Consider the following 11,585-nt stretch of genomic DNA (forward strand, 5'->3'; position numbering starts at 1 on the left):
CTCGTCGTCGCCGGCTCAGCTGGCGACGTTCTGCTTCGCGTACTCGACGGCCTTGTCCAGCGACTCCTGGGCAGAGATTTCCCCCTTGACCGCGAGGGCGATCTGCTGTTTGGCGTAGGTCTCCATCGCCTCGGTGAACTTCGGGGCTCCCATCATCCGGGCCTTGTTCATTTGCGAAGCGGCCAGGTCGGTGGCGACGCCCTGCATCTTGTTCTTCGCCGTCTCGGTGAACGCGGAGGGGTCTTCATTGGCGGCCCTTGTTCCGGGGAAGAATCCGGGGGCGAGCTTGACGAAAGCAATCTGGTTCTTGGTGTTTGTGAGGAACTCTGCGAAGGCAAGCGCCGTGGCGGAGTTCTTCGACTTCGCCGAGACGCTGATGCCCTGCACGAACAGCGGCGGGTTGCCGAAGCCATTGGTCGCCTCGACGCTGGGCAGGATCGACGGGGCGTTCACGGAGACATCCTTGTCGATGTAGTTCGGACCCGAGGTTGTCCAGGCCACGGTGCCCTTGTTGAAATTGTTGACGTTGGCATTCGCGGTTCCGGCGTTCTGCAGCGCCTCGGGCGTGATCGCCCCTAGCTTGTAGAGTTCGGCGTAGCGCTGGATGATCGCCGCGGCTTCGGGGGTGTTAAAGACGAACTTGCCTTCCTTGTAGATATCGAGCTTCCCGCCCCGGTCGGACACCATGATTTGCAGCGACTTGGGGCCGGGCACATCGGAGATCGTCTGCACGCCGTCCGCCGCGAGCTTAGCCGCGGCGTCCAAGGTCGCGGCGTGCGTCTTCGGGGGCTCGGTCACTCCGCCCTTGGCGAGAAGGTCCTTGTTCCAGTAGTTCAGTTCGGTGCCCAGGTACCAAGGGAAGCCGAACGAACCGTCGATGCCGCCGAACTTGTAGGCGCCGACGCCGCCGTCGACGTAGTCGCCGAGGATCTTCGACTCCTTTTTCAGGTCGACGAGCTGCCCGGCCGAAGCGAGCGAGTATGCGTACTCCGGCGGAAGGTTGACCACGTCCGGGAGTTCACCGGACCCGGCCTGCTGCAGGATCTTGTCCTCGTAGCCATCAGCGGGCTGGTCAATCCACTTGACCGTGACGCCCGGGTGTTCCTTCTCGAACGCCTTGACGACGCCCTCGAAGTAAGGGGTGAATTTGTCGTTCTTCAGCGACCAGGTCTGGAAAGAAATGTTTCCGCTGATCTTTCCGTCGCTGGCGGAATCGCCAGGCGAGGAGGTGCCGCCGGTACAGGCGGTGAGGGCGAGTGCTGTGGCCACCGCGATGCCTGCGGCGGCAGTCGTTCGGATCTTCATGGACAGTCTCCTTCGAAGGGTCCAGGCTGCTACGGCTCGGGATGGGTCGCAGTCGCAACCTATTACTAAAACGGTATAGTGGCGATAGCTTGCCACACCGAGCGCCGAACCGTCCAGTGCCGGACGACACCGGCCAGACACTGCTTTCCCGGAAAGGACCGCGATGACCCGCCCCGTCGCCCCGCTGCGCTTCGGCGCCAACTACACCCCGTCGTCCGAGTGGATGCACGCGTGGATGTCGCTGGATCTCGACGAGGTGCGCAGGGATTTCGCCTCGCTAGCAGTGATCGGCCTCGACCATGTGCGGATCTTCCCGCTGTGGACGTTGCTCCAGCCCAACCGCACGCTGATCCGCGAGAAGGCCGTGGACGACGTCCGCGCCGTAGTTGACGCGGCGGCGGAATTCGGACTGGATGTCAGCGTGGACGTCATCCAAGGACACCTATCGAGCTTCGACTTCATCCCGTCCTGGCTGTCCACCTGGCACGACAAGAACATGTTCACGCACCCCGATGCACTGAGCGGACAGGCTGAGCTGGTCACCCGCCTCGGCGAGCGGCTCGGGGACGCCACCAATTTCCTCGGTTTTACCCTCGGCAATGAGACCAACCAGTTCTCGGCCCCGACCCACCCATCCCCATGGCCGGTCACCGAGACTGAGGCCGCGAACTGGATCACGACGCTCCTCGATGCCGCCCATACCTCCGCCCCTGCGCAGCAGCATGTGCACAGTGAGTACGACGCCGCGTGGTACATGGACGGGCACGGCTTCACGCCCGCCCTCGCCTCCTGCCTCGGCGATATGACCACCGTGCACTCGTGGATCTTCAACGGCACGGCGCAGCACTATGGCGGCCGCTCCGTCGCATCCGACCGTCACGCCGAGTACATGATCGAACTCGCCCGCGGGTTCGCCACCGACCCCGGCCGTGCGATCTGGCTGCAGGAGGTCGGCGCCCCGTCGAATTGCCTGACTCCTGCGGAGACCCCGGACTTCCTGGAGGCGACGCTGCGCTCCGTCGCGCGCACCGGGAACCTCTGGGGCGTCACGTGGTGGTGCTCGCACGACGTAAGCCGCAGCCTCGCGGACTTCCCCGAACTGGAGTACACCCTCGGCCTCGTCGACCAGGACGGCGCGGTGAAGCCGATCGGACGCCGCTTCGCCGAACTCATCCCGGAGCTTCGCGAGCGACAGCCCGTCCCCGTCCGCACCCTCGGCATCGTCGTTGAGGTCGACGAGAACGAGACGCCGATCAGCCGCGGCGCGATGAGCCCGGGCGGCGCGATCTTCGAGGCCTGGGTCGATGCCTGCACGGCAGGCGCTGATCCGGCCATCGTCACTTCGATCGACGCGGCGAAGCCCGAGGCTCTCGCGGCGCGCGGCATCACCGAGCTCATTCGCCCCGCGGTCGGCCGGACCGCTTACGCCTCTCGGAATACCGTCGTCTGAGACCTCAACGCGGGACGGCGGTACTCTCGCGGACAGTGAGCTGGGGCATGGCGCCGATGCGGTCCGCAAGTACGTCGGGGGCATCGATCTGCTCGAGCAGGAACGCCGCTGCCGCCGCCCCGAGCCCGAACGTGTCGCGTGTGATGCAGGTGATCGACGGGTGCACGAGCCCCGCGACGACCGAGTCGTCGAAGGAGGCGACGGAGAGATCCTTGGGCACGGACACCCCCATCTCCTGCGCGACGCGAAGGCCGGCGATCGCCATCACGTCGTTGTCGAAAACCACGGCCGTTGGCCGCTCCAGTCGACTCAAGAGGCGGCGCATGGCCGTGGATGCCGCGGCGGGCGAGAAGTCCGTGGCGATCATCTCTCCGCTCACCCCGCGTTCACCGAGACCGGCGAGCACCTCGGTGCGCAGGCGCGTGTGTTGGAATTCCGCAGGACCGGCGACGTACGCGATCGAGCGATGACCAAGGGCGCTGAGATAGTCGAAGAGGGAGTGCGCCACCTGACTGTCGTCGAGCCAGATCGTCGCAGGGTGGCCTTCGTCGGACGCATGGCTGCCGAGCACGACGGCGGGAAGGGCGAGATCGCGCAGCACGGGGAAACGCGGGTCCTCGTCACGAGGATCGATGACGATGACTCCATCGACCTGGTTGGCGCTGTGCCAGCGGCGGTAGGTCGCCACTTCCTCCTCGATCGAGGAGACGAGCACCATCTGCATTGCGATGCGGTTCTCCGCGAGGGCTGACTGGACGCCGGCGATGAGCTCGGTGAAGAACGCCTCCGCGCCGAGGGTGCCTGCAGAGCGGTTGACAGCGAAGCCGATGACTCCGGCGCCCGCCCCGCCCAGCTGCCGCGCCGCCGAGCTCGGAAGCCACTGGTGCTCCTCGGCGATGGTGAGGATGCGCTTTCGTGTCTGCTCACTGACGCCAGGTCGCCCGTTCAGCGCGAACGACACGGCACCCGGCGACACCCCGGCCAGCCGGGCGATGTCCGTGATGGTCACGCGCTTCGTTTTGTTCATGCTTCAACTGTAGCGATACAGGGTCATCTCAAAACTTTTTCTGTGCATGGCGGTCTCCAGCTGTTACCGTTTTACTAAATCGCTATAGTTGCATCCCACTCGGGCATCTTCGCGCTGATTTTCGAAGATGCCTCCTCAAAGAGGAGAGAGCAATGAGACGAACAACAGCATTCGGTGCAGGGGTACTACTCGCCGGACTCGCCGCCTTCGGCCCGCAGCCGGCGGTCGCCGATGACGCCGCCAAGGCATCCATAGGCAATACCGCGCACTGCGAGGCGGAGCCCCTCACGATGGCGTACTACCGGACCTGGCGCGACGTCACCGTGCCGCATAACGCCAATTCGAATTTGCCCCACCCGAACGTCACACGCATGAGCGACCTCCCCGCGGAGATCGATGTGGCGATGGTCTTCGACGCCGGCGCCACGGCCAACACCGACTATTGGCGCACTCTGCGCGACACCTACGTGCCTGCATTGCACGCGCAGGGCACGAAGGTGGTCTACACCCTGTGGCTCGAGCGCCTCGCCGACGCTGACATCCCGCTGACCGAGGACGCCTACCGCGCCTACGCGCAGGAGCTCGTCGACACCTTTGTCACCCCCTACGGCCTCGACGGGATTGACATCGACGTCGAGTCCTTTCCTCAGGGCGACCACCTCACTCGCGCGATCGGCGCGTTCAACGCCCTCGGCAAACTGATCGGCCCGAAGTCCGGCACCGACAAAATCTTCATATACGACACCAACCAGGACGGCAATACTCCGCTGTTCAAGGCCGTGCACGGGAACGTCTCCTTTGTGCTCCAGCAGGCCTACGGCCGGGGCACGTGGGGGATGCAGGGGACCTGGAACACGTTCGCGGATAAGATCGCCTCCTGCCAGTTCCTGCCCGGCTTCTCTTTCCCGGAGGAGCAGGATCGAATGCGCTGGGGTGACGCCGAAGGCATCTATGATCCTGCCACGGCGCCGCGGAGCACCGCGTACCAGTACGCGACCTGGCAGCCCGAAGCCGGCTCCCGGAAGGGCGGGTTCTTCGCATACGCTGTGGACCGCGACGGAAAGGCCTGGGGCGATGACACCATCACGCCCTCCCAGTTCTCTTGGATGAAGAATTTGTCCGCAGTGCAGGACAAAGCCGCAGGCATCGTGCCCAAGGGCACCTGGTCGCTAGAGGTGGCGTCCGCTCCGGCGCACGGGAGCAAGGTGGGTCCGGGTGACACGGTCGTGTGGACGGTGTCGGCGACCGCCGGATCCGTCGACGTGCCGGGTGCGATCGTGCCTGTGGACCTCAGGGACCTCGTTGACGACGCGACAATCGAAGGCCTCACGGCGTCGACCGGTACGATCCAGCAATTTGATGGCGCCGCGGGGTGGACGGTGGATCTGCCCGCCGGTAAGAGCGAGACCCTGGCGGTTTCGGCGCGTATCAGCGCTGTCGTTCCTGAATCCGGCCCGGTGTCGGCGGCTGCCGAGGGGCCCGTTCCGGGCCGGGTCTCGGTGGCGGTCGCTGGCCTCGCGCCGCGCGCCGACCTGACCGCCTGCGACGGATGCTCGGGCATTTCCCTCACGGTGGCGGATGCCGGGCCTACGACCCCGACCGCCACCCCGACCCCGACGCCGGCGGTCACGCCCACACCGACGCCGACCGAGGCCGGCACACCGACGCCGTCGGCCACGCCCAGCGTGACGGTGGCCGGGGTCGGCATCACTTCAGGCACGGGGCCAAGCTCTCCCCTCGCGTTTACGGGCGGGCTTGATCCGTTCCGTTGGCTGGGCGTCGGCGCACTGCTCGCCGCGATCGGCGGGGCGATGGTCGTCTGGCACCGAAGGGCGCGCCGTAGCTGACCACAGGGAATCTTCTTGACCTGCCCGTTGCACGGCACCGGAGTGCGCCTGGTTCACTACGCGGACAAGGCAAGCGCGGCTCCGCACGACACCTTGATCTATTCCGCCTGGATCATCAATGATTCAGGCGAAGAGCTCACTGATGTCACTCTCGTCTTGCGATCGTTTACCAACGCGGGCATGGAGGATCTGAAGTACGCGAGCGGTCCGTCCATCTTGATCTTCGGCCCGGTGCCGCCCGGAGGGGAAACTGAGCTGGTCTTCACGTATGTCGTCACCGAAAACGACCAACGCCATGCAGGGGAGCTCATCAGTGCCATGGCTGTCAAGGCAGTGACCGCCTCCGGGGCGAAGCTCTGGGACGAACACGACGCGATCACGCCCATTTCCTTAGATGCGTAGTCCGCCCAATGTTCGCTAGTCACTCGCCTCCATTGCGGGGCAGGTGCCTACTTTTGAGCCTTCCTTTTCTGCCATTGCCAGGCGTGCCAGAACAGTAGAGTCGCCAGGATTAGAGCGGCGGCCAGGAGAAGCTGCGGGATCATCGTTGCCAAGAAGTACGCGAACGGCATCGTATTTCCCGGGGTGGGGGTGAACGGGGTCATCGCCTCATTGATGATCACCATGATGGCAATGACAAGGGCCAGCTCCAGCACCCACAGTCCGATGATGAACGGATTCAGCGCAGCTCTCCGAGCCGCTTCAGGGGACTCTACGTGATGCTCCAGCGAATGACCGTGCTCGTCGATTTCGCGGAATTCGATCCTGCCCTGAGCCTCATCCATTGTCTGTTCCCCCGGTTTGGCGCGCCGCGGCCCCTCCAGAAACTCGAAAGGCACACTTTTGAGGCACTCTACCGCGTGCGCCGGGAACACACGAGAGTCAACGGGCTAGTCTGGGCGCATGACAACTCGTGCCAACGAACTCACCGCCTTGGTCACCGGGGCTACTGCCGGACTAGGTGCTCAATTCGCCCGCCAGCTGGCCGAATCCGGCCACCACCTCGTCCTCGTGGCCCGCGATGAAAGCCGGCTGCGGGCAAGCGCGGAGGTGCTTGAACGGGACTTCAGTATCTCGGTGGAGGTCCTGCCCGCAGACTTGACCTCCGACGTCGGGGTTGCGGCTGTTGCGACCAGGCTGCGGGACGCTTCGCGGCCCGTGGACGTGCTGGTCAACAATGCCGGAATCGGGCTGCTGAACTCTTTCGAGAAGAACGATGTGGAAGACGAAAAGCGGCATCTGCGGCTGCATGTCCAGACGCCGATGGAGCTGTGCCACGCGGCGTTGGAGGTCATGTTGGCGCGAAAGTCGGGCCGGATCATCAACGTCGCCAGCGTTGCGGCGTTCGCGAACCGCGGTAGCTATTCGGCAGCCAAGGCTTGGCAGGTCAGCTTCAGCCGTTGGGCGAACACTGCGTACGCGGACAGCGGTGTGAAGGTTACCGCGGTGTGCCCGGGCTTCACCCACACGGAATTCCACGATCGCATGGGCATGGACAAGTCGGTGGCTCCGCGCTTTTTGTGGCTGAAGGCTGAGCGCGTTGTCCGGGAAGGCTTGGAAGACAACGCCAAGGGCAAAGGGGTATCCATACCGACGAAGCGCTACAAAGCGATCACCGCAGTCATGCGCTTCCTGCCGGCGAAGCTTACGTCAGGTCCGCCCCGCCTCGCCGCGAAGTAGGCCGGCCCCGCGAAGTAAGCCGGGGCGCCTGAATCAGCACCGCCACCGCAATCCCGATCACGGCTCCCACGAACGTCTCCACCCCGCGTTCCAGGACGAGGACGCCAGGATCCGCGGGCGCCGCCAACTGGGTCATGAGCAAGATGACCGGGGTGAAGAACACCATGGCCCAGCCGTAGTGCCGAGCCATGAACAACTCGGTGGGGAACTGGAAGCCGATTACCAGCAGGGCCAGGATGATGGCGGTTTGCCCGGGGAAGTAGTGCAGCGGGGACAGTGGTCCTGGAAAGAGTACGACGGCGACAATCGCCAAGCCGAGGAACGTCCCCACGATGCGGTGGATGCCGCGGTGGAGCCGGCTGGGCATATCGGCTCCGGCCAGCGGAACGGCGGCTGCAGCCATCGCCCAGTGCGGGTGCCCGCTGCCCGTGAACACTCCGCAAGCACCTGCCGCGCCGACGGCGAGCACATACCTTGCCGCGTGAAGCCCGGCTGCCTGGCGCAGCTGAGTGCTGAATGCCGGAATGTCCCGGATGGCGCCGCGTTCCCACCCCCGGTACCGAAGCCATCCGGCGAAGCCAACCACCATCGAGAACGCTGCCGATGCCGCGCAGATCAGGACTGCAGCGAAAAATGGAATGTGCGCGGGGACGGAAGCGCATGCCCCCAGGGCCAGAATTCCGAAGAAGGGCCCGTTGGGCTTGAGCCGCACCTTGTCCGAGAACAGCGAGCCCACGCCCGCCAGGACGGCCTCGACCGCTACTAATCCCCATGAATGGATATGCGAGACGGACAAGAACGTGCCCACCGAGACGCCGACGAGGAGCACCGCTGCGGCCTGGGCCTGGTGCTTGAGTCGCAGTTGGTGCGATTCGGCACGGCCGTACATGCCGGTCAGGGCGCCGAACACGGCGTAGATGATGAGGTCCGTCCGGCCAATCGCGAGAAGCACAAGCGCCGGCACGGCGACGCTCAGTGCGACGCGGACGGCGGCCAGGTGATCGTTGCTTGCCGGTGGAATCCTATGAAGCGCCCGGGCATGGGCCAAGATTGATCGCAACGGGACACCACCAATCAATTCAGCCGACCATTGGGAAGGTATCAGCACCCCAAGATCCGCGCCATTAGCTGGGTCACAACGTTTCTCTGTGAGTCGCGCGCTGGCGGCCGTTAGTGAGGCAGCAAGGTCAGCGGCATCCCCCGGAATCCCATTTGTAGTCGATCCAAGCGGTGAACCCTTCGCAGCGCTCGAACATCGTGCGGGGCTCGGCGCCGTGTCCCTCGATCCATAGGATGGCTCCGTCCGGGGTGACGCCGTCGACGCGACCGGTGCGGACTGTCCTGTCATCCAACCGGATCTGGATCACTTCGCCGAGTAGCGCCACCCAGTCGTGCTGGAGGTGCATCCTCCTGGCGTCCGCCTTGACCGTGGCCGACGTGGCCGACGTGGCCCCCGTGGCCGACGTGCCCGAAAGGCGCGTCAGGCCGGGAAGCATCGCAACGCCGTCGAGCGGGCGGATTCCAGCGCTTCGCGAACGGGACGTGAGCGGTGTTGTTCGGAGAGGATTTCCACGCCCCACGGCCCGTTGAAACCGATGACTTGGAGCTCTTTGATGAACCCGGTGACGTCTTGGTCTCCTTCGCCGCAAAGACGGCGATTGTCCCGGGTGTCCTCAAAGAGGGTCCCCTTGATTTCCGCGTCGGCGTCATTAAGTTCGACTCCGAAAATCTGCTTGGCGGTGAGGCTGCGGGACAGCTCATCCAAGCTCGTTCCAGCCCTGAATACATGCCAGTAGTCAACCACCAAGCCGCAATCCGGCATATCAACGGATCGCATGAGCTCGGCGGCCGCCGGCATCGAGCCGACCATCGAAAACGGCATGGGCTCGAGGGCGATGCGCGTCCCTCTTTGTGAGGCTTCCTTTGTCAGGCGCCGCAGCGGCTCCACCAGGAAATCGAGATCATCCAAGGGCTCACCGAACGCCGTTCCTACCTTGATGAATCGCGCCCCGAGTGTTTCGGCGGCATCGAGGAGCAGTTCGAGCTGCGGCTTCCACTCGTGGGAGCAGGACTCGTCCCACCAGTTACTGAGCAGCTCGACTTCTACGTAACGGAAGCCCGCTTGGTCGACGAGTTTTCGGAGTCCGGAGAAGCCGATTACGTCCTTTGCCGCGACGAGGTCATCGTACGCAAGTCCGAACCCCGCCCATCCGGTAGAAGCGATGGCTTCCAAGCGCTCGCCGATAGGGACGGGGCTCGTCTCGGGGTTGCTCAAAGGCGCGATGTCTCCCGCGCTGGTCCAGCAGGTCGCGATCAGTTCGGGGGTGCTTGTTGAGTACGGCATCGTTCTCCTTGCGTGGTGGTGCAGTTGGCAGTTGGGAGTGTGAACACCCGGCGACTATCTAATTGGAACGCTCCATTGACAATTGGTCAAGCCTTGATTTAGCGTTGGAGCGTTCCACAAAGCGATACAGATCACACGGATCATCGCGAAAGTGGATCACATCCGTTCATAGCTAGATGGTTCCGGCGTCCCCCTGCTTCCGAAGGCAAAGAAAACGCGGGCGACGGTCGAAGTACGCGACATCAAAGGAGATTTCACGTGGCAAAGTTCAATTGGCGGCGGAGCGCAGTGGCGCTGGCCGTAGTACCGCTTCTCGCCCTGGCAGCATGCTCCAGCGGAGGCGGGAAGCCCGCCGACAGCGCCAACGCCGCAGGAGGCGGGCAAGCCGCCAGCACTCCCCGGATCAAGGTAGCGCTCATCACCCACGCCGAGGCCGGGGACACGTTCTGGGACATCGTCCGCAAAGGCGCGGAGGCGGCGGCCGCGAAGGACAATGTCGAGGTTCTTTATACGAGCGACGCCGACGCGGGGCGCCAGTCCCAGCTGGTGCAGCAGGCTATCGACCAGAAGGTTGACGGCATCGCCGTCACCATCGCCAACCCGGGCGCCATGAAGGACGTGCTGAAGAAGGCCACCGACGCCGGCATCCCGGTGGTGAGCTTCAACGCCGGCGGTGACGTCTCCGCGCAGATGGGGGCGTTCACCCACTTCGGTTCCAATGAGACCCTGGCTGGCGAAGCGGTCGGCGCCAAGCTGGCTTCGCAGGGCTACAAGCACCCCATCTGCGTGATCATGTCACAGGGACAGGTGCAACTCGAACAGCGGTGCGCAGGCGTGAAGACGAAGGTGCCCGGGACCGAGATCCTATATGTCAACGGGGCCGATATGACGGCAGTGCAGTCCACTGCGACGGCGAAACTGCAGGCCAGCAAGGATGCTGACGTGATCATCGGGTTGGGCGCTCCCTTCACCTTGACCATTCTCAAAGCCGTGGCAGATGCCAACAGCCCGATCAAGGTGGCCAGCTTCGACCTGAACCCCGCGCTGGCGCAGGCGATCAACGATGGCAAGGTCCTGTTCACGGTGGACCAGCAGCCGTGGCTCCAAGGCTACTTGTCCATTGACTCGATCTGGCAGAACAAGCTTGGTGGTTTCAAGGTCGGTGGCGGGCAGCCTGTCCTCACGGGCCCGGCGATCGTGGACAAGTCCAACATTTCCGACGTTCTGAAGTTCGTTCAGCAGGGCATCCGCTAATCCGATGACCGCTCAGCTCGCGCGGCACGATTTCCTTGCCGCGCGAGCTGATGGAGAAGAAAGGTATTTCATGGCTTTAGTTACTGCCCCGGCACCCAAAACTGCCGCGGATGAACGGGTCGCGAAGCGGAGCCCGTTGAGCAAGTTGATGGCCCGTCCTGAAGTCGGCGCCCTGGTGGGGGCCGTTGTCCTCTTCATTTTCTTCGCTTCGGTGTCCGGGACGTTTACCCAGCCGAATGCCTTGGCGACGATCCTGTATGGGTCTTCCACGATCGGGATCATGGCGGTGGGGGTGTCGCTGTTGATGATCGGGGGCGAGTTCGACCTCTCCACCGGTGTGGCCGTGATTTCCTCGGCCCTGACCGCGTCCCTGTTCAGCTGGTATTTCTCAATGAATGCATGGGTCGGAGTGGTGATCGCACTGCTGGTTTCCCTGACGATCGGTTTCATCAATGGGTGGATCCTGGTCAAGACGAAGCTGCCGTCCTTCATCGTCACGCTGGCGACGTTCCTGATGCTCACGGGCCTGAACCTGGCCCTGACCCGCCTGATCGGCGGGTCCGTGTCCTCTCCGTCGATTTCCAAGCTGGACGGGTTCGACTCGGCCCACGCGGTGTTCGCTTCCTCGATCAGCATCGGCGGGGTCGAGGTCAAGATCACGGTGTTCTTCTGGATCAT

At 64.1% G+C, this 11,585-nt stretch carries 12 protein-coding genes; 6 read left to right on the forward strand and 6 right to left on the reverse strand.

The window, feature by feature from the left end; translation table 11 throughout:
- Positions 1 to 15: 15 nt before the first annotated feature.
- Positions 16 to 1,305 carry an extracellular solute-binding protein gene (locus AB4074_RS18760; RefSeq protein ID WP_441414741.1) on the reverse strand — a complete coding sequence of 430 codons (1,290 nt, stop codon included), beginning with the start codon at positions 1,303 to 1,305 and terminating at the stop codon, positions 16 to 18.
- Positions 1,306 to 1,468: 163 nt separating this feature from the next.
- Between AB4074_RS18760 and AB4074_RS18765 the strand changes: the two genes are divergently transcribed.
- Complete coding sequence (locus tag AB4074_RS18765) at positions 1,469 to 2,755, forward strand: glycoside hydrolase 5 family protein (RefSeq protein ID WP_441414742.1); 1,287 nt, start codon at positions 1,469 to 1,471, stop codon at positions 2,753 to 2,755.
- 4 nt (positions 2,756 to 2,759) lie between these two features.
- Here the strand turns inward: AB4074_RS18765 and AB4074_RS18770 are convergent, their stop codons facing one another.
- On the reverse strand, positions 2,760 to 3,782 hold the full coding sequence (locus AB4074_RS18770) for a LacI family DNA-binding transcriptional regulator (RefSeq protein WP_441414743.1): 1,023 nt from the start codon (positions 3,780 to 3,782) through the stop codon (positions 2,760 to 2,762).
- A gap of 152 nt (positions 3,783 to 3,934) precedes the next feature.
- On the opposite strand from AB4074_RS18770, the gene AB4074_RS18775 reads away from it, so the two are divergent.
- Positions 3,935 to 5,629, forward strand: a complete 1,695-nt coding sequence (locus AB4074_RS18775) for an EndoS/ChiA family endoglycosidase (RefSeq protein ID WP_441414744.1) — start codon at positions 3,935 to 3,937, stop codon at positions 5,627 to 5,629.
- Positions 5,630 to 5,644: 15 nt separating this feature from the next.
- The gene (locus tag AB4074_RS18780) at positions 5,645 to 6,031 is read left to right on the forward strand and encodes a hypothetical protein (RefSeq protein WP_441414745.1); all 387 of its coding nucleotides are present in this window, start codon (positions 5,645 to 5,647) and stop codon (positions 6,029 to 6,031) included.
- 47 nt (positions 6,032 to 6,078) lie between these two features.
- Here AB4074_RS18780 and AB4074_RS18785 read toward each other — a convergent pair whose 3' ends face one another.
- Positions 6,079 to 6,414 (reverse strand): hypothetical protein, encoded by a 336-nt coding sequence (locus AB4074_RS18785; RefSeq protein WP_441414746.1) that lies wholly within the window; start codon positions 6,412 to 6,414, stop codon positions 6,079 to 6,081.
- 118 nt (positions 6,415 to 6,532) lie between these two features.
- On the opposite strand from AB4074_RS18785, the gene AB4074_RS18790 reads away from it, so the two are divergent.
- A complete protein-coding gene (locus tag AB4074_RS18790; protein WP_441414747.1) occupies positions 6,533 to 7,309 on the forward strand; it encodes an SDR family NAD(P)-dependent oxidoreductase in 777 nt (258 codons plus the stop codon).
- Here the strand turns inward: AB4074_RS18790 and AB4074_RS18795 are convergent.
- The 3 genes from AB4074_RS18795 to AB4074_RS18805 all read right to left on the reverse strand — a co-directional run bounded on the left by AB4074_RS18795 (position 7,275) and on the right by AB4074_RS18805 (position 9,653).
- Complete coding sequence (locus AB4074_RS18795; RefSeq protein WP_441414748.1) at positions 7,275 to 8,369, reverse strand: FUSC family protein; 1,095 nt, start codon at positions 8,367 to 8,369, stop codon at positions 7,275 to 7,277. The genes AB4074_RS18790 and AB4074_RS18795 overlap by 35 nt on opposite strands.
- 127 nt (positions 8,370 to 8,496) lie before the next feature.
- A complete protein-coding gene (locus AB4074_RS18800) occupies positions 8,497 to 8,805 on the reverse strand; it encodes a hypothetical protein (RefSeq protein WP_441414749.1) in 309 nt (102 codons plus the stop codon).
- Positions 8,790 to 9,653 carry a sugar phosphate isomerase/epimerase family protein gene (locus tag AB4074_RS18805; protein ID WP_441414750.1) on the reverse strand — a complete coding sequence of 288 codons (864 nt, stop codon included), beginning with the start codon at positions 9,651 to 9,653 and terminating at the stop codon, positions 8,790 to 8,792. The genes AB4074_RS18800 and AB4074_RS18805 overlap by 16 nt, the downstream gene beginning before the upstream one ends.
- 258 nt (positions 9,654 to 9,911) lie before the next feature.
- Here AB4074_RS18805 and AB4074_RS18810 point away from each other — a divergent pair, with 258 nt between their 5' ends.
- Positions 9,912 to 10,907 carry a substrate-binding domain-containing protein gene (locus AB4074_RS18810; protein WP_441414751.1) on the forward strand — a complete coding sequence of 332 codons (996 nt, stop codon included), beginning with the start codon at positions 9,912 to 9,914 and terminating at the stop codon, positions 10,905 to 10,907.
- A gap of 70 nt (positions 10,908 to 10,977) precedes the next feature.
- Positions 10,978 to 11,585 (forward strand): ABC transporter permease (locus AB4074_RS18815; RefSeq protein ID WP_441414752.1); only part of this gene is annotated, 608 nt, incomplete at its 3' end.

This window comes from Arthrobacter sp. 2MCAF14, assembly GCF_052115645.1.
Classification (GTDB): Bacteria; Actinomycetota; Actinomycetes; order Actinomycetales; family Micrococcaceae; genus Arthrobacter.

Bases quoted from the DNA above. Each gene is read 5' to 3' on its own strand.
- AB4074_RS18805 (WP_441414750.1), bottom strand. From the start codon at position 9,653: ATGCCGTACTCAACAAGCACCCCCGAACTGATCGCGACCTGCTGGACC.
- AB4074_RS18765 (WP_441414742.1), top strand. From the start codon at position 1,469: ATGACCCGCCCCGTCGCCCCGCTGCGCTTCGGCGCCAACTACACCCCG.
- AB4074_RS18785 (WP_441414746.1), bottom strand. From the start codon at position 6,414: ATGGATGAGGCTCAGGGCAGGATCGAATTCCGCGAAATCGACGAGCAC.
- AB4074_RS18800 (WP_441414749.1), bottom strand. From the start codon at position 8,805: ATGCTTCCCGGCCTGACGCGCCTTTCGGGCACGTCGGCCACGGGGGCC.
- AB4074_RS18760 (WP_441414741.1), bottom strand. From the start codon at position 1,305: ATGAAGATCCGAACGACTGCCGCCGCAGGCATCGCGGTGGCCACAGCA.
- AB4074_RS18770 (WP_441414743.1), bottom strand. From the start codon at position 3,782: ATGAACAAAACGAAGCGCGTGACCATCACGGACATCGCCCGGCTGGCC.
- AB4074_RS18775 (WP_441414744.1), top strand. From the start codon at position 3,935: ATGAGACGAACAACAGCATTCGGTGCAGGGGTACTACTCGCCGGACTC.
- AB4074_RS18790 (WP_441414747.1), top strand. From the start codon at position 6,533: ATGACAACTCGTGCCAACGAACTCACCGCCTTGGTCACCGGGGCTACT.